Origin of the sequence: Streptomyces sp. NPDC020490, from assembly GCF_044335305.1 — a bacterium.
Classification (GTDB): Bacteria; Actinomycetota; Actinomycetes; order Streptomycetales; family Streptomycetaceae; genus Streptomyces.
Genome location: NZ_JBIRUY010000004.1, coordinates 143,596 through 166,188, shown reverse-complemented (window position 1 = coordinate 166,188; position 22,593 = coordinate 143,596). Strand labels below are relative to the sequence as shown.

Below are 22,593 nucleotides of genomic sequence, written 5' to 3'. Positions count from 1 at the left end.
GCAGGCCCGGCGCCCCGCCCCCCCCCCCGCGCCCCCCCCCCCGCCCCCCCCCCCCCCCCCCCCGGGGGGGGGGGGGGGCCGCGCGGCCCCCCCCCCCCCCCCCCCCCCCCACGCCCCGGCCGCCGCCCGGACGCACGCGGGGCAGCGTGCTCAGCCCCGCGGACGAGCGGCACCGCTTCAGCGGCGGCGGACTCTCCCCTTCGCGCCGCGGCGGTCTCTCCCGGTCGCGCTGCGGCCGGTCACTTCCTCAGAAAGGCGAGGAGCGCGGTGTTGACCTCCTCCGCGTGGGTCCACAGCAGACCGTGCGGAGCTCCCTCGATCTCCACGTAGTCGGCGGACGGGAGCGCCTTGTGGAAGGGGCGCGCGGTTCCCTCGACGGGCAGGATGCGGTCGCCGGTACCGTGCAGGATCAGGGCCGGCACGTCGATGGCCGGGATGTCGGCCCGGAAGTCGGTGTACCAGGTGGACGGCGCTGCGGCGGCCGCGAAGAAGCCGCCGCCCGCGGCGACGTTCCAGCTGTTGCGCACGGCCTCCTCGCTGATCCTGCTGCCGAGGTTCTCGTCGAGGTTGTAGAAGTCCTTGTAGAAGTCCGTGTAGTACGCGTAGCGGTCCGCCTTGACCGCCGCGACGACGCCGTCGAAGAACTCCTTCGGGGCGACCCCGTCGGGGTTGTCGTCGGTCTTGAGCAGGCAGGGCTCCAGCGAGGCCAGGAAGGCGACCTTGGACACCCGGGCGGTGCCGTAGGCGGACACGTACCGGGCGACCTCTCCGGTGCCCATGGAGAAGCCGACGAGGACGGCGTCGCGCAGGTCGAGGGTCTCCAGCACGGTGTTCAGGTCGGCCGCGAAGGTGTCGTAGTCGTACCCGGTCGTCGGCTGGCTGGACCGGCCGAAGCCGCGGCGGTCGTAGGTGATCACGCGGTAGCCCGCGTCCAGCAGCACGGCGCTCTGCCGCTCCCAGGAGTGGCCGTCGAGCGGGAAGCCGTGGATGAGGACGACCGGCTGCCCGGTGCCGTGATCCTCGTAGTACAGGTCGATGGTGGTGGAGTTCTCCTGGCCCACGGTGATGTACGGCACGGATCTCGTTCCTTCGTCCGGAGTGGCTGGCGCGCAGGACACGCTTCTTCTCGGCATGCGCGGCACGGGATGTCCGCACGCTAGGGCGGGCGTGGCGCCGTCTGTTGTCCTCGGACGCACCGCTTGTTGCCCGGCAGTGCCAGGACACCGCGCGGCCGAGGCGCCCCTCGTGCGCGCTTCCTCGCGGGCGCGGACGGACCACAGGTGATGCACCGACAGACAAGACACCTCCCCGGCCGCTCCTAATGTGCCGTGCACACCCGCGGTCCGTACCGGTGAGGCACCTCGGTCGAGGCGGTGGTTCCTCACTCAGTCGATCGCCACGCCGTCCACAGGGAGTTGCCTCGTGTCCCGTTCCGACCGCCCGACCGTCGTCCTGGTCCACGGCGCCTTCGCCGATGCCTCCGGTTTCGCCCGCGTCATCCCGGAGCTGATCGCCCGTGGCCTGGACGTGGTGGCCCCGGCGGTGCCCAACCGCAGCCTGCTGTGCGACTCCGCCTACGTGGCCTCGGTCGTCCGTCAGACACCCGGACCGGTCGTCCTGGTCGGGCACTCCTACGGCGGTGCCGTCATCACCGTCGCCGGGGTGGAGGACAACGTCAGAGCGCTGGTGTACCTGGCCGGTTACGCCCTGGAGGAGAACGAGTGCCTGGGCGAGCTGCAGGGCGGCTTCCCGGACTCCGACCTCGCCTCCGCCCTCGTGTACACGCCGTTCCCGGCCGACGGTTCGGCCGCCCCAGGAACCGATGTGTCGGTCGAGATCGACAGGTTCCCGTCCGTCTTCGCCGCCGACGTCGACCCCGGCCTCGCCTCCGTACTCGCCGTCTCCCAGCGTCCGCTGGCCGCGCGGGCCTTCAACGAGAAGGCGCCGAGCGCAGCCTGGAAGACCAGGCCCTCCTGGGGCCTGGTCGCCACAGCCGACCACACCCTCAACCCGGAGGTGCAGCGGTACGGTTACCGCCGCGCCGGCATGACCACCGTGGAGGTCGACTCCTCGCACCTGGTGATGCTCGCCCACCCCGAGCGCGTCGTCGAGCTGATCGAGGAGGCGGTGCGGGCCACCGCCCCCTGATCCGGTGCGGGCCCGCGGCCGACCGCCGCGGGGCCCGGACCGCAGGCCCGCGGTTGCTCTTCCGAGCCGCCCGGGAACCCCGAAGCGCCCCGCACGCGCGCCCGTCCCCGTCGGCCCGGGCATGCGCGACGCCGTGCCGGAGCGGTGACCGCCCGGCCGGGCGAGCGTCGCGGCGTTCATCTCCGGCCGCGATAACCGATATCCCGAACCATCGCAGCGAGGGAGGAAGAAGCAAGGGGCGGGTCACGCTGAGGCCTGTGTGACGGCATCGAGGAAGCTGCCGGCCATTCCACAGCACTCCCGCCCGCGCCGGTCCCCCCGGCCCGCTCCTTCAAGAAGGCGCACATGTCCGCATCGTCCGAGCTCAGGACCCCGCACCGGCCCGCGACCGCGACGGCCCCGCACGGCGTGCCGGGGTGGCTGGTCGCGCTCCTGGCCGTCGCCTCCGGCATGACGGTCGCCAACCTCTACTACGCCCAGCCCCTGCTGTCCTCGCTGAGCGGTGTCTTCCACACCAGCACGGCCACCGCCGGCACGCTGATCACGCTCACCCAGGCCGGCTACGTGATCGGCATGCTCTTCCTGGTCCCGCTCGGCGACCGGCTGGAGAAGCGCAGCCTGGTCACCGTCCTGCTGACGGTCACGACGCTCGCCCTCGTGGCGGCGGGGCTCGCCACCAGCTTTCCCATGCTGCTGATCGCCTCGCTGGTCAGCGGGGCCACCTCGGTCGTCGCCCAGATCCTCGTGCCGTTCGCCGCCGGCCTCGCTCCCGACCACGCCCGCGGCCGTGTCGTCGGCCGGGTGATGAGCGGGCTGCTCACCGGAATCCTGCTCTCCCGCACCCTGAGCAGCGTGGTCTCCGACCTCGCCGGCTGGCGCGTCGTCTTCCTCGGCTCCGCCGCCCTGACGGCCGTGCTCGCGCTGGCCCTGCGGCTGGCCCTGCCGCGGCACGCGCCGACCACGGCCCTCCCGTACCACCACGTACTGCGCTCCACCGTCCGGCTGGTGCGCACGCACCCGGCACTGACGCGGCGCGGTCTCTACCAGGCGGCGATGTTCGGCGCCTTCAGCGCCTTCTGGACCACGGTCTCCTTCGTGCTGACCGGCCCCCGCTTCCACTTCTCCCCGATCGGGGTCGGCGTGTTCGCCCTCGTCGGCGCGGCCGGCGCGGCCGTGGCCCCGTTCGCCGGCCACTGGGCCGACCGTGGGCTCGTCCGCCCCATGACCGGCGCCGCCTTCCTGGCGGCCGCGCTGGCCTTCGCGCTCGCCGGGTTCGGCGGGCACAGCGTCGTACTGATCGCCCTGGCCGCGATCGTCATCGACATGGCCGTGCAGACCACCCTGATCCTCGGCCAGCACACCGTCTACCAGCTCGACCCCGCCGCGCGAGCCCGCCTCAACAGCGCCTTCATCGCCATGTTCTTCGTCGGTGGCGCGGTCGGCTCCCAGCTCGGCTCCGCCGTCTACCACGCCGGCGGCTGGTCCGCCCTGACCGTCCTCGGCGCCGCCCTCCCCCTGATCGCGCTCCTCTACTGGACCACCGAGCGCCGACCGCGCACGACGGGCGAGCCGGACGCCGCGAACCTGTGACACCGGCCGGCAGCCGGGAAGCCACGGCAAGGGTTCCGTCAGGATGGGCCGGAACAGCGGTCCACGATCCAAGGTCAAGATCATTACTACTTCGGCGGCCGGATATGCTGCCGCCTGGTGCGGTCACTCGTCGGCATCGGGCGGCGTCCGGCAGGCGAGTGTGGGCCGGAAGGGGCGCAAGTGGTGGGGTCAGGCGAATCGCTGACCCGTAGCGGTCTGCGCGGCCGAGAGGCCGAACTGGAAAGGGTGCGGACACTGATCGCCTCGGTGGCCCGCACCGGAAGCGGCGGGCTCGCCCTCATCCAGGGGGAGCCGGGCATCGGCAAGACCACACTCCTCGCGGAAGCCGTCACCAACGCCCAGGCAGCGGGGTTCTCGACCGGCCTCGGCAAGGCCGACGAACTGCACCGCATCGTGCCGCTGTCGTCGTTGGCGGCCTGCGTCCTGCACGGCGATCAGCCGCTGCTGTCCGGCGACGCCTTCGCCGATCTCGCCCGCAACCAGGATCAGCGGATCTGGCTGGTGGAGCGCCTTGCGGAGGCGATCGAGGACAGGGCGGGCAGCGCGCCGGTGCTGATCGCGCTGGACGACGTGCAGTGGGCCGACCAGCTGAGCCTGTTCGCCCTGAAGCAGCTTCCGGCACGTCTGCGGACCTCGCCGGTGCTGTGGATACTGGCCGGTCGCCCGGATCCCGCCGGGCCCGCGGAGGAGATCGCCGCGGCCGCCGCCGACGCGCTTCCCACGGTCACGGTGCCCTTGGGACCGCTGTCCGGCGCGGCCATCAGCCAGCTCGCCGACGACGTGCTCGGGGCGGCCGTCGACGAGCGGGTGCGGGACCTGCTCGACGGGGCGGGCGGGAACCCGTTCCTCGCGGTCGAGATGCTCGCGGGACTGGACGGCGCCGGCCTCTCGGGCGACTCGGTGCCGTCGACGCTCGTGGTGGGAGTGCGCGGCAGACTCAGATCCCTGCAACCCGGCACCCTGCGCTTCCTCCAGATGGGAGCCGTGCTGGGACGCGCATTCGGCTTCCCCGACGCCGCCGCGCTGTGCGGCCGGCCGCCCGCCGCGTTGCTCCCGGCGCTCGACGAGGCGATGCGCGCCGGGCTTCTGGACGACGACGGCGACCATCTGGTCTTCCGTCATGATCTGCTGCGCCAGGCGGTCTACGTGGGCATCCCGCCGTCGGCCCGGAAGGTGCTGCACCGGGAGGCCGCCGGTCACCTCGTCGCCGCGGGCCTCCGGCCGATCGAGGCGGTGCCGCACATCCTCAGGGGCGCCCTGCCCGGTGACGAGGAGGCCGTGGCGCTGCTGCGGCGGGCCGCCGAGGACGTGCTGCCGGTCACGCCGTGCCTCGCGGCCGACCTCATGACGCGCGCCCTGGAACTGGTGCCGCCCGGACGGCCGCTGATGTTCGACGTGGGTGAGCAGGCGATCCTCGTCCTGACGCGGGCCGGCCGGAGCCGGGAGGCCCTGGTGCTCGGCGACCGGCTGCTGGCCTGCCGGCCGCCGCTGGAGGTGCTCAGCCGGCTGCAGGCCGCCCTCGGCGGGGCGCTGTGGCAGATGGACCTCGCCGAGGAACTGCGCCGCCGCACCGAATCCGCCCTCGCCGTCGTGGGCGCCGCACCGGAGGCCGGGGCGAGACTGGCCGCGCTGCGGGCGCTGGCCCTGTCCCGCGGGCCTGATCTCGTCGCGGCGCGTGAGGCCGGCGAGGCCGCGTTGCGTGCCGCCGTCGCGATCGGCGACCGGGAGGCGCACGTCCTGGCCCTCTCCGGGCTCGGCGAGATCGCGCAGAACGCGGGTGAGAACGCGCTCGCGCTGGAGCGCTTCGCCGCGCTCACCACCATCGACGCCGCTTTCCTGCCCGAAGAGATCGTCGCGTACCTGCACACGGACGACTTCGCGTCCGGCGGGCGACTGCTCCTGCGGGCGGCGGAGAGCGCCGGGGCCACCCGTCAGGCGATGCTGCTGTGGGCGCAGGGCCAGCACGATCTGGGGCTCGGCCGGCTCGACGACGCCGACGCCGGCTTCGCGACCATGGAGCGCCTGGAGGACGACGTACAGGTACCCGTGCAGCAGGTGAACGGCCGCGTGATCCGCTCCCGGATCGCCCTGCTGCGCGGTGACCGGGATGCGGCGCGGGAGCACTTGGTCGCGGCGCGGGACAGACTCGCGGTCAAACCGAACCCGGGCAACACGGCCGCGGTGCGTTTCCTGGAAGCGGTCCACGCCGAGGCGGACGGGGACGCCGAGCGTGCCGTCGCCAAGATCCGGCAGGTGCAGGCGGAAGGTTCCTTCATGCGGTGGCGGCTGTTGCGCGACTGGGTCGACGCCGCGATACGCATCGCCCTGCGCGGCGCGGACCACGAACTCGCCGGGGACCTGGCCGCACAGGCCGGGGCCCACGCCCGGCGCAACCCTTCCGTGCCGACCGCCACGGGCATCGCGGCGCAGGCCCTCGGACTCGTGCGGGACGATCTCGCCCTGCTGGAACGCTCCGTGACGCTGCTCGAGGCGAGCCCCCGCCCGCTGGTCCGGGCCGCCGCCTGCGCCGACCTCGGACGGGCGCTCCTCGCGGCGGGCCGGAAACGCCGGGCGGCCGCCGCCCTGACGCACGCCCAGGACATGTTCGCCAGGTCGGGCGCCCACGCGGCAGCGGCCCGCCTGCGGCACGATCTGGACGGTGCGGGGGCCGGCGGCCGCAGGGCGACGGCCGTGCAGCGCCCCGTTCAGGGCTGGGGCGCCCTCACCGCCTCGGAGCAGAAGGTCGCGCGCCTCATCGCCCAGGGTCACACCAACCGGTCGGCCGCCGACCTGCTCGTCGTCTCCCCGCACACCGTCAACACTCATCTGACCTCCGTCTTCCGGAAGCTGGCGGTCAACTCCCGGGTGCAGCTGGCGAATGTGGTCATGGCCCTGCCCGACGACTGAGTGGATCATTGGTACGTTCGCGCGATGTCCCGCCGGCCCCGCCCGCGCTTGGCTGGGGGATCGCCACACTCGGTCGGAGGTCACCGGCATGCACCAGCTCACCCCCGCGGCACCGCCGACCGTCCTGCTGGTGCACGGGGCGTTCACCGACGCCTCGTGCTGGGCGGGGGTCGTCCGTCTCCTGCAGACCGCCGGAATGACCGTGCGGGCCCTGGCGAACCCGCTGCGCGGGCTGGAGCAGGACGCCGCCTGCATCAGGAGCGCGGTGCGCGAGATCGCCGTGCCCGTCGTGCTGGTCGGCCACGACTACGGTGGCGCCGTCATCACCCACGCCGCCACCGACGCCGACAACGTCGTGGCGTTGTGCTACGTCGCGGCGTTCGGCCTCGACGCGGGTGAGTGCGTCCTGGACATCACCAACCGCTTCGCCCCCGTGCCGTCGGCCGAGGCGACCCGGATCGCCGCCCTCCCCGTCCGGATCCCCGGCAGCCGGGAGTGCGAGCTCTACATCCGCAGGGAGCGGTTCTCCCAGGTGTACGCCGCCGACCTGCCGTCCGGCGTCGAGGAGGTGCTGTCCGTGCTCCAACGCCCGATCGCCTGCGGCGCGCTGACCGGCAGATCGGGCCCGCCGGCCTGGGCCTCCAAGCCCTCCTGGTATGCCATCGCGACCGCCGACCGGATGCTCAACCCCACCGCTCAGCGCTTCATGGCGCAGCGCATGGCGGCCACCGAACACCTGCTGGACGGCTCGCACGCCGTAGTGCTGTCGCAGCCCGATGCCGTGGTGGCGATGATCCGGGAGGCGGTCGAGCAGGTCGACGGCCTTGGCCCGATGACATTCGCCCGAACGGACGACACCGGCATGGGCTGCTGACGCCTGCCGGACCCGGGACACCCTCCCGACATCCGACTCCGGCCGCAGACGCGGCTCGTCACTCGCCGCTCGTCACTCGGTGAAGGCAGGCCGTGATCTCACTCCTGCTCGCCGTCGCCCGGCGCTACGTCACCGCCGGTTCCACCAGCGGCTCCGGCAAGCAGGAGGCGTCCCGTCTCCGGCCCGCGCCCCTGATCTCACGGATTCACGCGATGTGCCGCCCCGGGGCCCGCTGACACGGTGTTCCCCAGGACGCGGCGGTTGGAGGACGGAGATCATGACGGCGGATGTCCAGGAGAGAAGCGCCCCCGGCAGCTTCCACAGCACCGATTCGCTGCCCGTCGGCCGCAGACGGGCGTACTGGCGCGAGGCCCTGTCCCGGACCTTCGGCGCCGTGGACATGACCGTCCCGGACGAGGTGTACTCCGGCACGATCCGTACCGCGCCGATCGGCCGGCTCCAGGCCGTCACCGTGGACGGCGCCGACTGTCTGTCCGCGCTGCGGACGCGCCGGCTCGTCCAGCAGGGCGGCGACGACGAGTACGTGGTCGTCAAACTGCTGGAAAGAGGGGTCGCCCGGCTGGAGCAGGACGGCCGTGAAGCGCTCCTCGGGCCGGGGGACGTCTTCGTCTACGACATGGCCCGCCCCGTCCTGCTGAATCTGCCCCAGTCCTTCCGGACGAAGTCCCTCGTCCTGCCGAGAGACGTCCTGGGCCTGAGCGAGGCCGACATGGCTCGTGTCACGGCCTCCCCGCTCGGCCCCGACACGCCCCTCGGTTCGCTGCTCTCGCCCTTCCTGGCCGGCCTCGTCGACGGCGCCGGGACCTACCCGCCGCGCACCAGCGAACTGATGGCCCGTAACGTCGTGGACCTGCTCGGCGTGCTGGCCGACGAGGTCCTCGGCCGGCCGGACGCGGACACACCCGGCGGGAACCGGGCACTGCTGCTGCGGATCCAGGAGTTCATCGACCGTCATCTCGCGGACCCCGATCTCACCCCGCAGGCCATCGCCCGGGCCCACCACATCTCCCTGCGCTACCTGCACAAGCTGTTCGAGGGCGAGGACGTCACCGTCGGCCGGTGGATCCAGCGGCGCCGCCTGGAGGAGTGCCGCCGCGACCTGGCACGGCAGGCGGGCGGCTCCACGATCGCCGCGGTGGCGCACCGATGGGGTTTCACCAGCGCCGCCCACTTCAGCCGGGTGTTCCGGGCCGCCTACGGGATGGCTCCCCGCGAATGGCGCGACACCCAGGCCGCGACGCCGTGCCCCGCGCCGCCCCCGCCCACGGGGCTCGTCGACGCGTGAACCGTTCCGCTCCGCCCCGGCATCCGGCTCGCGTCCGGCGCCCTCGACTGCTGCGCCGCCAGGCCATTGCGCGCCGGAGCGTTCGTGTTTCCCGGCGGTGCACTGGATGCGTTCCGACAGTGCACCGCCGCTCCGTGCACTGCGGGGTCAGATCCGGTGCGCCCGTGGACAATCGCGGGCGCCGGCGCCGCCTAGCGTGGTGACCGGCGGCTCCGCGGGATTCCGTGCCTGCCCCGGAGCCGCGTCATCCCGCCGGGAATTCCGGCGTACCCCATGAACCCGGGAGAACCACATGTCCGACTCCGAAGCCGTCGTACCGGTCCGGCCGGTCCTGGAGCCGGCCGCGGCCGCGTTCGCCGAGGCCACGGCCAACCCGCCCTACCTCTTCGACCTGCCCCCGGCGGAGGGGCGCAAGGCGGTCGACGAGGTGCAGTCCGGCGAGATCGAGAAGCCGCGGATCGACGAGGAGTGGATCACGGTCCCGGGCGGCCCGACGGGCAGTGTCCGGGCCCGCGTCGTCAAGCCCGCGGGCGCCGAGGGGACGCTGCCGGTGATCCTCTACATCCACGGCGCGGGCTGGGTGTTCGGCAACGCCCACACGCACGACCGCCTGGTGCGCGAGCTCGCCGTCGGGGCGGGCGCCGCCGTGGTGTTCCCCGAGTACGACCTGTCGCCCGAGGTCCGCTACCCGGTCGCCATCGAGCAGAACTACACGGTCGCGAAGTGGGTCGTCGAGGAGGGCGCCGCCAAGGGGCTGGACGCCTCCCGGCTGGCCGTGGCGGGCGACTCCGTCGGCGGCAACATGACGGCCGCGCTCACCCTGATGGCCAAGGAGCGCGGCGACGTCCCGCTGGTGCAGCAGGTGCTGTTCTACCCGGTGACCGACGCGAACTTCGACACCGGCTCGTACCACCAGTTCGCCACGGGCTACTTCCTGCGCCGCGACGGCATGCAGTGGTTCTGGGACCAGTACACGACCGACGAGGCCGAGCGCGCCCAGATCACCGCGTCCCCGCTGCGCGCCACCACCGAGCAGCTCACCGGCCTGCCCCCGGCCCTGGTCATCACCGGCGAGGCCGACGTGCTCCGCGACGAGGGCGAGGCCTACGCCAACAAGCTGCGCGAGGCCGGCGTCCCGGTCACCGCGGTCCGCTTCCAGGGGATCATCCACGACTTCGTGATGCTCAACGCCCTGCGCGAGACCCACGCCGCCGAGGCCGCCATCACGCTGGCGACCGGCGTCCTGCGCGGCGCGCTGCACGCGGGCTGACACACCGGGCCGCGCGGACGGATCTCCCCTACGGTGTCCGTCCGCGCGGCCCCCGTCGTCATGGCCCGGGGCCGGCCACCGGGCGCGGCCCGGACACCGCCGCGGCCCGGTCTCACCGGCGCGGGACCGTGACCACCGCGACCAGGCCCGCCAGGAGCACACCGGCGAGCAGCGCCGGTGCCGGGGACCAGGCGGCCGCCAGGACGCCCACTGCGGCGACGGGGAACACGATCCGCTCCCCCAGGCTGCTTTGGTGCGGCCGCAGGTGCACGCCCCAGACCGTGATCAGGAAGACGGCCGCCGGAACGGTGACCGCGGCGCCGGCCGCGATCGGCGAGGCCCCGCCGTGACGCGTGACGTGATCGGCGTACGCGGCCAGCCCGGCGCCCTCGGCGGTCGCCGAGGCGAAGATCAGGTAGTGGCCGTAGGCCCAGGGGAATCTCCGGTGGCGGACCTGGTACGTGGTGGCGAGCAGCGTGTGCGCGGGGCGGGCGAAGTACAGCCACCACATGGCGAAGGCCATGAGCAGGCCGCCGGCCGCCAGCGCGTGCAGCGAACCGGTGCCGTGGTGCCGGTCGAAGGCGCCGCGGACGGCGACGGTGGCGGCCGAGACGGACTCGCCGAGGACGATGAGGGTGAACAGCTCGTAGCGCTCGGCGATGTGGCGCGGATGCCACGGTGTCATCCCGGCGGTCTGCGCCCACACGGGAACGGACAGCTCGGCGAGGACCATCACCACGATGCCCGGCAGCCGCACCGGCACCGGGACGAAGAGCAAGGCCACCCAGCCGAGCTGACACGCCGTCACCCCGGCCGCGAAGCGCAGCGCGGTCCCGCGCCGGGCGGGGTCGGACAGCGCGGCGCGCAGCCAGAGCGTGGCCAGCGCCGTACGCAGCACGACGTACCCGAGCGTGATGACGTACAGGTCCCCGTCCTCGAACGCACGGCGCACCCCGGCGGCGAGCACCAGGGAGCCCGTGATCTGCACCAGGACCGTCAGCCGGTACGCGACGTCGCCGGGGTCGTAGGCGGAGGCGAACCAGGTGAAGTTCATCCACGCCCACCAGATGGCGAAGAAGACCAGCGCGAAGCGCAGCACGCCGCCGGCGTGCTGCCCGTCCGTCAGCGCTTCGTGCAGACTCGTGGACGCCTGCGCCACCGCGACGACGAAGCACAGGTCGAAGAAGAGTTCCAGCGAGGTGGCGGCTCGGTGCGGCTCGCCCGGATTGCGGCCCACCATGGCGCGCCACCGCCCGGCGCGCGGGGCCGCCTGCGGGGCCGGGACGCCGCTCAGCGGAGGGCTCCCAGGGCCGTCTCGATGGTCCGGTGGAAGGTCGGATACGTGTAGATCATGTGCTGAAGCCGGCCGACGGGCACCTCGGCGTGGACGGCCACGTTCAGCCCGTACAGCACCTCCCCGCCCACCGGCCCCGCCGAGGTCGCACCGACCAGCACACCCCGGTCGGCGTCCTCGACGAGCTTGATGAACCCCTCGTTGCCCGGCCCGTGGATCCAGCCGCGCGCGGAGGAGGCGACGGTCACCACGCCGGTGCGCACGCGCAGCCCGCGCTCCCGGGCCTGTCGCTCCGTCAGGCCCACGGCCCCGATCTCCGGATCGGTGAACGTGACGCGGGGCAGCGCACGGTAGTCGGCGTCGGGTCCGGACTGCCCGAGGATGTCCCGGACGGCGATCTGCGCCTGGTACATCGACACGTGAGTGAAGGCGCCCCGGCCGGTGATGTCGCCGACCGCCCACAGCCCCTCCGCGGCCCGCATCCGCCCGTCCGTGGGAACGGCTCCGGCGGCCGGGTCGAGCCCCACCGTGTCGACCGCCAGCGGGCTCAGGTCGGCCCGCCGTCCGGTGGCGACCAGAAGCCGTTCGGCACGCAGCGGCCGGTCGTCGCCTTCGAGGCGTACGGTGAACCCGGAGCCGTCGTGAGCGACCTGCCGCGCCCGCGCGCCGGTGAGAACGGTGACGCCGTCCGCGCGCAGCGCATCCGCGGCCAGCTCCCCCGCCTCGGGCTCCTCCTGCGACAGCAGCCGCTCCTGCCCCTCGATCACGGTGACCGCGCACTTGAAGCGGGCGAAGACCTGCGCGAGTTCGACACCGATGGCGCCCCCGCCGAGAACCAGCATCGACGCGGGCAGTGCCTCGGCCGCCATGGCGTCCCGGTTGGTCCAGTAGGGCGTTCCCTCCAGCCCCGGCACCGGTGGGATCCTGGGCCGGGTACCGGTGGCCAGCACGACACCGCGCCGGGCCTCGAAGGTGCGGTCGCCGACCGTCACACGGCGCGGCCCGGCGAGGCGGCCCGCGCCCCGGACGAGCCGGCCGCCCTTCGCCGTGAAGCGGTCCGCGGCGACCTTGTCGTTCCAGTCGTCGGTGGCCTGGTCGCGGATCCGTCCGGCGACCCTGGTCCAGTCCGGAGTCACGGCCGCCGCACCGGCGAGGGCGGGAACCCGGCCCGCCTCGGCGAGCAGGTTCCCGGCCCGGATCATCATCTTGCTGGGCACGCACGCCCAGTACGGGCACTCGCCGCCGACGAGGTCCGCCTCGACCCCCACCACGTCCAGTCCCGCTTCGGCCAGCGTGCCGGCGACGTGCTCGCCGCCCGGCCCCAGCCCGACGACCACCACGTCCGCCTGTTCGTTCACGCCCATGCCTCTCCTCGTTCCGCCGGCTCTCCGCGCACGGACTTCCCGGCCGACGCTAGAACGGCCGGGACGGCGGTCCAAGTCCGCCGACGCACGGATGCTTGCCCGAGAGCGAACGCCGGGCACGCCGGGAACGTGGGAACGTGGGAACGCCGGGCACAAGGACGGGGCACGACCGGCACGACCGGGCACGACCGGGCACCGTGCGCTGGCGGGCACCACCGCATGCGCATGAACAAGGTCCTCGCGGACACGCAGATCCTCTACGGCCCCTACAAGAAGCACCACTGGCCGACGCCCACGACGCCGCCGCCCGGACCGCCGAGTACGGTGACGACGGCACCATCGACCGCTGGTCTCCCAGGTGATCCGGACCGGCGAACGGCAGGCGTGGTTCCTGGCCGAGCATCTGGTCGGCACACCGCTGGTCCGCGCCTGAGGAACGGCCGCGGGCCCGGCCCGCCCGTCCGCGGGCTTTCCTCGTACGATGCAGCGGAGATCGACGCCGGTCGCCCCCGCGCCGGACGGAACGCTGCTGGACCGGGAGCGGATGATGGATCTGCGGCAGATGGAGGTCGTCGTCGCGGTGGCGGACACCGGCGGGTTCACGGCGGCATCACGCCGGCTGCACGTGGTCCAGTCCGCCGTGTCCAGCACGGTCCGCGCGCTCGAACGCGAACTGGGCACCCCCTTGTTCGACCGCACCACGCACCGCGTCGCCCTCACCCCGGCCGGTGAGGCGTTCGTCCCCGCCGCCCGTGCGACGCTCCGGGCCGCCGAACTGGCCCGGGAGGCCGTCGACGCCGTACGGGGGCAGTTGTGCGGGCGGGTGACGGTCGGCACGATGCAGGGGGTGTGGGCGGGGCTCCACCACGCCCTGGCCGCGCTGCGTGCGGAGCATCCGGGCGTGGTCGTGCGGCTGCGGCAGGCAGCCGTCGCCGACATCCGGCAGGCACTGCGTGAGGGCACCGTGGATCTGGCCGTGGTCGCGCTGGACCGCCAGCAGCAGCGGGGGCTCGCGACCCGGCTGCTGTCCCGCGAGGACATGGTGCTGCTGGCGGCGCCCCGGCGGGTGCTCACCGGGGCGGCGCCGAACGGCGAGGTCCGGCTCGCCGACGTCGCGCGGTTGCCCCTGGTGGACTTCACCCCCGGCTGGGCCATCCGCTACGCGGTCGACCGGGCCTTCCGGGCCGCGGGCGTCGACCGCAGCACCACGTTCGAGGTGAACGACATCGGCGCGGCGGCCGAGCTGGTCCGCAACGACCTGGGCGTCTGCATCATGCCCAAGTCGATCGCGGACCGCTTCCCCGATCTGCCCCAGTACCGGTTCGACCGGCACGCGCCGAGCTGGAACATCATGGTGGTACGACCCCCCGGCGAAGCCCCGCCGGCAGTCGCCGCGCTGCTGCGCCACATCACCTGACGTCTCCCGGGCCTTCCGTTCCGGCTACGGCATGCCGCCCGGCGAATACCGTGCCCGCGCCCGCCGGGTCGCCGAACTCCCTTCCGCGCGGGCGCCGTTGCGGTCGCCGCCCGGATGAGATCCGCGGAGAAGTACGGCATGATCGGCGGCTGAACCCCCCGCCCTTGACGACACCAGCCCCGAAGACGGGAAACACGACGCCCGTGGCCGACTCACGACACCGCATCCGCCTCACGGCCTGGCCCGCGCTGGCACTGCTCGCCGCGACGACGGCCGCCGGCTGCCAGTCGCCACCAGCCACCGGTGAAAACCCGACGGCACCGGCCACGGCCGGCACAGCCTCCGAGGCAAGCCGCGAAGGCTGCCCGGCCACACGCCCCTCCGGCCGGCACGTCGGCCTGACCGCCCCGCCCGAGGGGGTCTCCTGGGAGATGTTCAAAGGTGTCGCCGTACCCGTCTCTTCCGTGCTGGGCCCGACGAGGACCACCGGAGACATCGCGCGCTGCTACGCGCACAACCCTGCCGGTGCGCTCCTCGCCGCCTTGCAGATAGGCGTCCGCATCCCGTTGGCGACCCGGTGGAAGGCCGTGGTCGGAGAGCAGGCCTACGGCGACGGCCGCGACGGCTACGTCCGCGCACGCACCGAGCGCGATGCGGAGAGAGGCAGGCGGTCCCCGTCCGAGCCGGGAGAGCTGCTGCAGCCGGCCGGGTTCCGCTTCGACAGCTACTCGGATCGACAGGCCGTCGTCTCCCTGGCCTACCGGCAACCCGGCGGCACCCTCATCCAGGCCTCCACCGTCACGGTGCGATGGCACGGCGGATCCGACGGAGACTGGCGGTACGAGCTTTCCCGGTCCCCCGGCCTCTACCGGAGACTCGGAAACCTCAAGGGCTACACCCTCTGGGAAGCGCGACTATGACTCGCCTTCGCCCGGCGGTATTCCCTGCCGCGGGCCGGCCGCGTCGGCGGTGGGGTTCACGCGCGGGGGGGGGGGGGGGGGGGGGGGGGGGGGGGGGGGGGGGGGGGGGGGGCCCCCCCCGCGCCGCCGGGCGGGGGGGGGGCCGGCCCCCGGGGTCCGGGTGCCGGGGTCAGACGACGCGGATGTTCTCCGCCTGGGGACCCTTCTGGCCCTGCGTGACGTCGAACTCGACGTGCTGGCCCTCCCGCAGTTCGCGGTAGCCCTGACCGGCGATGTTGGAGTAGTGGGCGAAGACGTCCGGGCCGCCGCCCTCCTGCTCGATGAAGCCGAAGCCCTTCTCCGCGTTGAACCACTTCACAGTGCCCTTGGCCATGTCTGTCTCCTTCGAGGGTGTTCGGTCCCGCACGGTGCTGCGGGTCCGGAGGTGATCGCCCTGGTCCGGAGAGGGCTGCACGGCAAAGCGCCCGCAGGCAAGGTGACCGCGGGCGAACGACTTCGGAACCACGACTGCTCTGTGGATTACGCTAAGCCCTCTTCCGAGGGCACCGCCAGGCCGAAACGCCGTGAGCCCCGTCGTACGCGGGTCACGGCGAGGGCGGTGAGCCTCCTCAGTCGGGGACATGGGGCCAGTGTGCGAGGCTGCCGAGCGAGGGGGCGGTTCGGGTGGCCTCCTCCGTCGAGGGGCAGATCTCGTAGGAGTCGCGCAGGCCGCTGAGGTCGAAGATCCTCAGGGTCCGGCCGGAGGCGGACGCGACGCGCAGTGAGCCTTCGTGCTGCCGGATGCGTTTCGTGATCGCCACGATCACGCCCAGTCCCATCGAGTCCATGAAGGGGACGAAGCCCAGGTCCAGGACGAAGTGGTGGTGTCCATCGTCGATGAGCTTGATCACCGCTTCACGGATCATGGGGGCGGTGTGGGCGTCCACGTCGCCGTCGAGTTCGACGACGGTCCAGCCGTTCACCATGGTGTAGCTCACGGTCATGCTCTCGTGCCGGACGATGTTCGCTCGCATTGCCGTCACCTGTTCCGGGTCAGCCATTCGGCGAGGACGGCGGCCTGGCTGTGGTCGACGTCCTTGGTGGCGGTCAGCAGCACGAGCCTGTCGTGCGCTGCCAGGTCACGCAGGTGTCCGGCCGCCTCACGGTGTCCGGCGTCGCGGAGTTCCGCCAGGTAGCGGCGGCGGAACTCGGCGAACCGGCTGGGTTCATGGGCGTACCACTTGCGCAGTTCGGTCGACGGCGCGATGTCGCGCAGCCACTCGTCCAGATGCGCGTCCTCCTTGCGCATGCCCCGCGGCCAGACCCGGTCGACCAGCACGCGCCTGCCGTCCTGCGGCGTGGCATCCTCGTAGATTCTGCGACAGGTGATCTGTTCGGCCATGGCCGTGCCCTTCCAGATCGGTCGGGACTCCCGGCCCGGGCGGGCAGCTCCAGTCGCTGCCGCGAAGCACGGGGACCCGACTCGTCCATCTTATCGATGGGTCGGGCACATCGGCCGGGACGCCGCCGGGTCGGTCGAGGCGGTCCGTCGGGGGGCGGGGTCCGGAACGGCGTATCGACGAGGAGGGCACATGCCCGGCAGACGGCCTTCGGCCCAGGCATATGATTTTCCCGCGCGGACGGCGCCTCGGACGCAGTCGACGGGCGAGCTGGACGCGGCGGTGGCGACGTGCCGGGCGTGCCCGCGGCTGGTGGCCTGGCGGGAGGAGGTCGCTCGGGTCAGGCGCAGGGCGTTCCGGGACTGGGAGTACTGGGCGCGTCCGGTGCCCGGGTTCGGCCCGGCGGACGCGTCGCTGGTGATCGTCGGGCTGGCTCCGGCCGCGCACGGCGGGAACCGTACCGGGCGCATCTTCACCGGTGACCCGTCCGGCGACGCGCTGTACGCCGCCCTGTACGACATCGGGCTGGCCTCCCAGCCGGTCGCCGCGCACCGCGACGACGGGATGGAGCTGTACGGAGTGCGGATCACGGTGCCGGTGCACTGCGCTCCCCCGGCCAACCGGCCCACCACGGCCGAGCGGGACACCTGTCGTCCGTGGCTCGCCCGTGAGCTGGACCTGCTGCGGCCGGCCCTGCGGGCGGTCGTGGTCCTCGGCGCGTTCGCCTGGCACGCGCTGCTGCCCGTACTGGCCGGCGCCGGATGGCGGCTGCCGAGCCCGCGCCCGGTCTTCGGGCACGGCGCCGAAGCGCCGGTCGTCGATCCGGCGGGCGAGCGGGAAGTGCGCCTGATCGGCGGTTACCACCCCAGCCTGCGCAACATGTCCACCCGCACCCTCACGCCCGCCATGCTCCGCGACGTGCTGCGCCGCGGTGCGGAGGCCGCCGGACTGCCCACCCGGACCGGAGCGCGCCCCCTGGACACCTGAGCCGGTGTCCAGGGCGAGCGGATGACGGCGGCCGGGCACGGGGCACCCCGGGGTGCGGGGGCGGGTGCCCGTGCGGAGGCGGTGAGGCGGGGCCGTCAGCCGTCCGAGAGGGCGGGCCCGAAGCGGAAGAGGTTGGCCGGGTCCTCGGCGCGCTTGACGGCGGCGAGTCGGGCGTGGGCCTCCGCGCCCCAGACCGCGGCCACTTCCTCCGGAGTGGAGACCACGCTGAAGTTGAGCAGCGCGCCACCGGTCGACCAGGGCTTCAGCGCGTCGACGACGCCGTTGCCGGCCGCCGGGACCGCCTCCTCCAGGCCGGGCAGCAGCGGGCCGACCACGTGCACGCAGTAGGCGCCGTCACGGCCGGCGACCGCGTTCGGCGGGGTCGCCGGACGGGACAGGGCGCCGCCGAGCTGACGGATCTCCACGACGAGCGGAGGTACGTCGGCCTGCGGGCCCGCCGCGTCGATCAGGGCGTCCACGGTGTCCGCGTCGAGCGAGCGGAGCAGGCTGCCCTGGTGCCAGCCGGGCATCGGGTCCTTGGGGTCCTGGCACACCGAGTCCGTCTCCGTGAACGGCAGCGGCCCGATGTGGTCCAGCACCGCTTCACCGCTCTGGCGCATGGGCGCGAGCAGCGCCTCGCCCTCCTCGGCCGGGCCGTTGTACGAGTACCGCAGGTGGACGACGAACTTGCCGCGCAGGGGCTCCGGCAGCTCCTCCAGCGGCGGCAGACGCAGCAGGGCGACGGAGCTGTGCGCCGTCTCGGGCAGCGTCGGCGCCCAGTCGCGGTAGGCGTGCAGCACCGAGGCCGTCGAGGAGGCCTCGAAGAAGATGCCTCCGGCGTACAGGGTGGTCACCGGGAAGAGGCGGACCTCGATCGCGGTGACGATGCCGAACTGGCCCCGTCCGCCGCGGACGGCCCAGAACAGTTCCGGCTCGGCGTCGGCCGTCACGTGCCGCAGGCGGCCGTCGGCCGTCACCAGGTCGAGCGCGACCACGTGGTCGGCGGCGAAACCGTACTCCCGGCTCAGCAGACCGATGCCGCCGCCGAGGGTGTAGCCGACCGCTCCCACGCCGGAGGACGAGCCGCACAGTGGGGCGAGGCCGTGCCCGGCGGCGGCGTCGACGACCTCGCGCCAGCGGGTCCCCGCCTCGATGCGTGCCACGGACCGCTCGGGGTCGACGAGGACTCCGCGCATGCCGCGGGTGCTGATGAGCAGCCCGCCGTCGCACGGCGCGCTCCCGTGCCCGGTGGCCTGGACGGCGACCGGGACGCCCCGCTCGGCGGCCCAGCGCACCGCGGCCACGACGTCCTGCGCGTGGTCGGCCGCCACCACGGCGACCGGGCTGTGCACGACGGCCAGGTTGAAGCCGGCGGCCTCCTCGGTCAGTCCGGGGTCGCCCTGCAGGTACACCTGGCCCGAGACCCCGGAGCGCAGCAGCCGTACGTCGTCTTCGGTGAGGGAGCGGTGGGGGGTCACTGGCGTGGGCATCGGTATGTCTCCAGTCCTGAGAAGGGCTTCGAACCGTTCGGCCGGCCCGCCCAGGTCTCCTCGTGGAGCGCCTGGCCGGGCGGCCGGAACCGATACTGCGGGCCGGTTCTGCAAGGCAGCTGGAACGGTGTTCCAGTGGGCGGCGACCGGGTTCCAGCGACCTTCAAGGCGGCGGCCGGGTCAGTGGCGTTCAAGTGACGGCACGGTCGCCGGCTCCAGTGGCCTTCAAGTGACGGCACGGTCGCAGTGGGCTGCGAGGGGACGGCCCGGGGCCGGCGAACGTCCGGGCGACGGCCGGTGCAGACCCCGGATGCGGGCCGGCGCACGGCTGTGGCGGGCCCATGCACGGCAGTGCGCGGGCCCGCCGCCGGGCAGGTGGCCGGATAGTAATGTCACGGATATGTCCGGATGGACGGCAGCCGTTCTGCTTTGGCGACCTTTTCTGGCATTCTCTTGGTCCAATTGAGGGACGGGGCAAAGAATGCACGAGGTCCGCATCGGTGTGCTGGGGCCTGTTTCGGCCAGCGTGGACGGCCGGCCGGTCGCGCTGGGGGGGATACGGCAGCGTGCCGTGCTCGCGGTGCTGGTGGCCGCCCGCGGCCGGCTGGTGCCGCAGGACGTGTTGATCAACGATGCCTGGGACGGCCAGAGCGACCCGACCACGGCCACCTTGCACTCGTACATAGCGGGCCTGCGCAAGGTGCTCGAGCCGGGACGCACGACCGGGGGCTCGGCACAGGTGGTGGTCCGGGAGGGCCTCGGGTACGCCCTGCGCCTGAAGCCGGAGCAGGTGGACGCGGAGCGGTTCACGGAACTCGCCGCACAGGGCGAGCGCCTGGTGCGCTCGGGGGACCCCGACGCGGCCGCCGCCGTGCTCGACGAGGCACTCGGCCTGTGGCGGGGACCCGCGTACCACGAGTTCGCCGAGTACGCCTTCGCCGTGCCCGAGGCCGCCCGGCTGCACGGTCTCCGGCTGTCCGCCCAGGAGGACCTGTTCACCGCCGAGCTGGCCCGGGGGCGGCACACCGCGGTGATCGGCGACCTGGAGAAGCACACGGCCGAGCAGCCGCTCAGCGAACGGGGCTGGGAACTGCTCGCGCTGGCCCTGTACCGGTCGGGGCGGCAGGGCGACGCGCTGTCGGCGCTGCGCACGGCCCGCCGGGTGCTCGCGGAGGAACTGGGCGTCGACCCGGGACCGTCGCTGCGCCGCCTGGAGGTGGCGCTGCTGGAGCAGGACTCCTCCGCCGCGCCGCCCGTCACCGGCCCGGTGCAGCCGGTGGACCTCGAGCCCGCGGCCCCGGCCCGGCGCGGTCGCCGGCTGCCCCTGGCGCTGACCGGACTGGTCGGGCGGGACGAGGAGCGGGCCCGCGTCGGCGCCCTGCTCCGGGAGAACCGCCTGGTCACGCTCACCGGCGCCGGCGGCATCGGGAAGACCCGGCTCGCCCTCGAGGTGGCCCACGCGCGCGACGACGAGGACGGGCCGTGGCTGGTGGAGCTCGCCGACCTGGAGACCCCCGATCCCGAGCTGCTGGTCGCCGACATCGCCGACGTGCTCGGCTTCCGTGACGCCACGACGGCGGAGCGCCTGGCGCAGGTGCTCGGCGAGCGCAGCACACTGCTGCTCCTGGACAACTGCGAGCACGTGCTGAGCGCCGCCGCGAGCACCGTCGCCCACCTGCTGTCGCACTGCCCCGGACTGCGAATCCTCGCCACCAGCCGCGAGCCGCTGAGCGTGGCGGGCGAGGTGGTGTACGAGGTCGGACCGCTGCCGCCCGGGGCGGCCCGGGAGCTGTTCTTCACCCGGGCGGCCGCCGCCGTTCCCGGCTGGGTCCCGGACACCCACGAGATCGCGACCGGCGAGGCGATCTGCCAGGAACTCGACGGGCTGCCGCTGGCCATCGAACTGGCCGCCGCCCAGTGCCGCATGCTGGCGGTGGACCAGATCGCGCAGGCCCTCGACGATCCCTTCGCGGTGCTCGTCGGCGGACCGGAGACCGGCCCGGCCCGGCACCGGGCGCTGCAGACCACCGTGGAGTGGAGCCACCGGCTGCTGAACCAGCCCGAGCGTGAGCTGTTCTACCGGCTCAGCGTGTTCGCGGGCGGCTTCGACCTGGACGCCGCGACCGCGGTCGGCGGCAGGCCGGTGCTCTCCGACCTGACCGCGCTCGTCCGCAAGTCCCTGCTCGCCACGGTGGCCGGCAGCCGGCCCCGGCGCTACCGCATGCTCCAGACCCTCAAGGACTTCGCCCGCCGCAAGGCCGATCCGGCGGTGCTGACCGCCGCCCAGGCGTCGCACCGGTCGTGGGTGCTGGGCCGGGCCGAGGCGGCCGAGCAGCTGCTGTACGGCAAGCACGCGCGGGCGGGCATGGAACAGACGACCCGGGACCTGCCCGAGATCAGGGCGGCGTTCACCTCCGCGCTGCTCGCCAGGGACTCCGAGTACGCGCTCCGCCTGGCCGGCGCCCTGCACCGGTACTGGTACCGGTGGGGTCACATCGCCGAGGGCCTGGGCTGGCTGAAGGCGGCCCTGGACATCTGCCCCGAGGGCGCGCCGGGTCCGCGGGCACGCGCCCTGATGGGGATGGGGGCGCTGTCCTACCTGCTGGGCGACTTCGCGACGGCGGCCCAGGCGTCGGCGGAAGCGGCCCGGCACGCCCGGGAGGCCGACGACCTCAGGTCCGAGGCCGGGGCGCTCGCCTACCGTGCGCTGTTCGAGGGGCTGCTGGGCAAACCGGGCAGCGAGAAGATCGCCGAGGGCGCGGTCGAACTGGCCCGCGCGTCGCAGGAACCCTGGCTGGAGTCCGAGACGCGCATGGTCCTCGGGATGCTGCTGCGCATGACGGGACCGAGCGACCGGGCACGGGAGATCCTGACCCGGTCCAGGGACATGGCCAGGGCCTGCGGTCACCGGTTCGTCCAGGCGTCGTCCGGCTGGCTGCTGATGAAGAGCGACATCGCCGAGGGCCGCCCGGCCGAGGCGCTCGCCGCGGGTGTGGCCGCCCTGCGGGTGATCGAGGAGGAGGGCGACGTCACCGGCTGGCTGGCGATCGCCCACGCCACCGCCGCCGCGCTGACGCTGACCGGGCACCGGGAGGCGGGGGCCATGCTCCTGGGCGTCGTCGAGGAACAGGGTTCCCGCATCGGGTACTCGCCGGTCCTCATGGACCCCGTCGACGGGCCGGGGCACGCCAGGCTGGTACGGGAGGCGCTGTCCACGGAGGACTTCGTCCGCTGCCACGAGGCGGGCCGGAAGATGTCGCCCGCGGACATGAACGAGTACATGTATCGCTCCGTCACCTCTCTCGGGGCGGGCGCGGACCTGGAAGCGGGAGTGGAAGCGGACGTGCGTCCTCGTCCGTGACCGGCACCGGTCCGGCCGCCGGGGCGCACGTCCCGGCTGTGACGCGGCCGACGGTGGTGAGGCACCCCCGTACCCCACCACCGTCACGCTTCCGCGTGGGTCCGGGCGCCTGTGTGCCCGTACCCGGTTGCGGTACGTCCCGGTGGTGAGGCACCCCCGTACCCCGCCACCGTCACGCATCCCTTTTCCCGGACACCATGCTGGCTCCCTCGGCTTGAAGTTGGCTGGAAAGCCGGGAGCGGCGGGCCGTGGGCCGGTTACAGCG

The 22,593-nt window shown here is 73.6% G+C and carries 18 protein-coding genes and 1 pseudogene; 12 read left to right on the top strand and 7 right to left on the bottom strand.

Annotated features, from left to right (window positions below):
- Positions 1 to 239: 239 nt before the first annotated feature.
- Complete coding sequence (locus ACH4ZX_RS07205) at positions 240 to 1,076, bottom strand: alpha/beta fold hydrolase (RefSeq protein WP_398268803.1); 837 nt, start codon at positions 1,074 to 1,076, stop codon at positions 240 to 242.
- A gap of 346 nt (positions 1,077 to 1,422) precedes the next feature.
- Here ACH4ZX_RS07205 and ACH4ZX_RS07200 point away from each other — a divergent pair, with 346 nt between their 5' ends.
- The 7 genes from ACH4ZX_RS07200 (at position 1,423) to ACH4ZX_RS07170 (ending at position 10,116) form a co-directional block, all read left to right on the top strand.
- A complete protein-coding gene (locus tag ACH4ZX_RS07200) occupies positions 1,423 to 2,148 on the top strand; it encodes an alpha/beta fold hydrolase (RefSeq protein WP_398268800.1) in 726 nt (241 codons plus the stop codon).
- Positions 2,149 to 2,493: 345 nt separating this feature from the next.
- Positions 2,494 to 3,738, top strand: a complete 1,245-nt coding sequence (locus ACH4ZX_RS07195; protein ID WP_398268797.1) for an MFS transporter — start codon at positions 2,494 to 2,496, stop codon at positions 3,736 to 3,738.
- Between the two features lie 117 nt (positions 3,739 to 3,855).
- Complete coding sequence (locus ACH4ZX_RS07190) at positions 3,856 to 6,666, top strand: AAA family ATPase (RefSeq protein ID WP_398268794.1); 2,811 nt, start codon at positions 3,856 to 3,858, stop codon at positions 6,664 to 6,666.
- A gap of 88 nt (positions 6,667 to 6,754) precedes the next feature.
- On the top strand, positions 6,755 to 7,540 hold the full coding sequence (locus ACH4ZX_RS07185) for an alpha/beta hydrolase (RefSeq protein WP_398268791.1): 786 nt from the start codon (positions 6,755 to 6,757) through the stop codon (positions 7,538 to 7,540).
- A 92-nt stretch (positions 7,541 to 7,632) separates the two neighbouring features.
- Positions 7,633 to 7,776 carry a hypothetical protein gene (locus ACH4ZX_RS07180; protein ID WP_398268788.1) on the top strand — a complete coding sequence of 48 codons (144 nt, stop codon included), beginning with the start codon at positions 7,633 to 7,635 and terminating at the stop codon, positions 7,774 to 7,776.
- A 41-nt stretch (positions 7,777 to 7,817) separates the two neighbouring features.
- Positions 7,818 to 8,846 (top strand): helix-turn-helix domain-containing protein, encoded by a 1,029-nt coding sequence (locus ACH4ZX_RS07175; protein ID WP_398268785.1) that lies wholly within the window; start codon positions 7,818 to 7,820, stop codon positions 8,844 to 8,846.
- Between the two features lie 292 nt (positions 8,847 to 9,138).
- A complete protein-coding gene (locus ACH4ZX_RS07170; protein WP_398268782.1) occupies positions 9,139 to 10,116 on the top strand; it encodes an alpha/beta hydrolase in 978 nt (325 codons plus the stop codon).
- 112 nt (positions 10,117 to 10,228) lie between these two features.
- On the opposite strand, the gene ACH4ZX_RS07165 is transcribed toward ACH4ZX_RS07170, so the two are convergent.
- Both ACH4ZX_RS07165 and ACH4ZX_RS07160 read right to left on the bottom strand, forming a co-directional pair.
- Entirely contained in the window at positions 10,229 to 11,356 is a 1,128-nt protein-coding gene (locus ACH4ZX_RS07165) for a low temperature requirement protein A (RefSeq protein WP_398268779.1), read from the bottom strand.
- A gap of 50 nt (positions 11,357 to 11,406) precedes the next feature.
- Positions 11,407 to 12,774 (bottom strand): dihydrolipoyl dehydrogenase family protein, encoded by a 1,368-nt coding sequence (locus ACH4ZX_RS07160; protein ID WP_398268776.1) that lies wholly within the window; start codon positions 12,772 to 12,774, stop codon positions 11,407 to 11,409.
- A 281-nt stretch (positions 12,775 to 13,055) separates the two neighbouring features.
- On the opposite strand from ACH4ZX_RS07160, the pseudogene ACH4ZX_RS07155 reads away from it, so the two are divergent.
- The 3 genes and pseudogenes from ACH4ZX_RS07155 to ACH4ZX_RS07145 all read left to right on the top strand — a co-directional run.
- Positions 13,056 to 13,207: pseudogene (locus ACH4ZX_RS07155) on the top strand (DNA starvation/stationary phase protection protein); the annotation flags it as partial.
- Between the two features lie 48 nt (positions 13,208 to 13,255).
- On the top strand, positions 13,256 to 14,191 hold the full coding sequence (locus ACH4ZX_RS07150; RefSeq protein ID WP_398268773.1) for a LysR family transcriptional regulator: 936 nt from the start codon (positions 13,256 to 13,258) through the stop codon (positions 14,189 to 14,191).
- A 203-nt stretch (positions 14,192 to 14,394) separates the two neighbouring features.
- Positions 14,395 to 15,111: a hypothetical protein gene (locus ACH4ZX_RS07145; RefSeq protein WP_398268770.1), complete on the top strand. Its 717-nt coding sequence runs from the start codon at positions 14,395 to 14,397 to the stop codon at positions 15,109 to 15,111.
- A gap of 169 nt (positions 15,112 to 15,280) precedes the next feature.
- Here ACH4ZX_RS07145 and ACH4ZX_RS07140 read toward each other — a convergent pair whose 3' ends face one another.
- The 3 genes from ACH4ZX_RS07140 to ACH4ZX_RS07130 all read right to left on the bottom strand — a co-directional run bounded on the left by ACH4ZX_RS07140 (position 15,281) and on the right by ACH4ZX_RS07130 (position 16,492).
- Positions 15,281 to 15,484: a cold-shock protein gene (locus ACH4ZX_RS07140; RefSeq protein ID WP_351890437.1), complete on the bottom strand. Its 204-nt coding sequence runs from the start codon at positions 15,482 to 15,484 to the stop codon at positions 15,281 to 15,283.
- A 235-nt stretch (positions 15,485 to 15,719) separates the two neighbouring features.
- Positions 15,720 to 16,124 (bottom strand): STAS domain-containing protein, encoded by a 405-nt coding sequence (locus ACH4ZX_RS07135; RefSeq protein ID WP_398268766.1) that lies wholly within the window; start codon positions 16,122 to 16,124, stop codon positions 15,720 to 15,722.
- A gap of 5 nt (positions 16,125 to 16,129) precedes the next feature.
- Complete coding sequence (locus ACH4ZX_RS07130; RefSeq protein ID WP_398268763.1) at positions 16,130 to 16,492, bottom strand: DUF488 domain-containing protein; 363 nt, start codon at positions 16,490 to 16,492, stop codon at positions 16,130 to 16,132.
- Positions 16,493 to 16,682: 190 nt separating this feature from the next.
- On the opposite strand from ACH4ZX_RS07130, the gene ACH4ZX_RS07125 reads away from it, so the two are divergent.
- On the top strand, positions 16,683 to 17,477 hold the full coding sequence (locus ACH4ZX_RS07125; protein ID WP_398268760.1) for a uracil-DNA glycosylase: 795 nt from the start codon (positions 16,683 to 16,685) through the stop codon (positions 17,475 to 17,477).
- 95 nt (positions 17,478 to 17,572) lie between these two features.
- Here the strand turns inward: ACH4ZX_RS07125 and ACH4ZX_RS07120 are convergent, their stop codons facing one another.
- Positions 17,573 to 18,967, bottom strand: coding sequence for an FAD-binding oxidoreductase (locus tag ACH4ZX_RS07120; RefSeq protein WP_398268757.1), 1,395 nt, complete (start codon positions 18,965 to 18,967; stop codon positions 17,573 to 17,575).
- Positions 18,968 to 19,448: 481 nt separating this feature from the next.
- Here ACH4ZX_RS07120 and ACH4ZX_RS07115 point away from each other — a divergent pair, with 481 nt between their 5' ends.
- Positions 19,449 to 22,328 (top strand): BTAD domain-containing putative transcriptional regulator, encoded by a 2,880-nt coding sequence (locus ACH4ZX_RS07115; protein ID WP_398268754.1) that lies wholly within the window; start codon positions 19,449 to 19,451, stop codon positions 22,326 to 22,328.
- Positions 22,329 to 22,593: the final 265 nt, after the last annotated feature.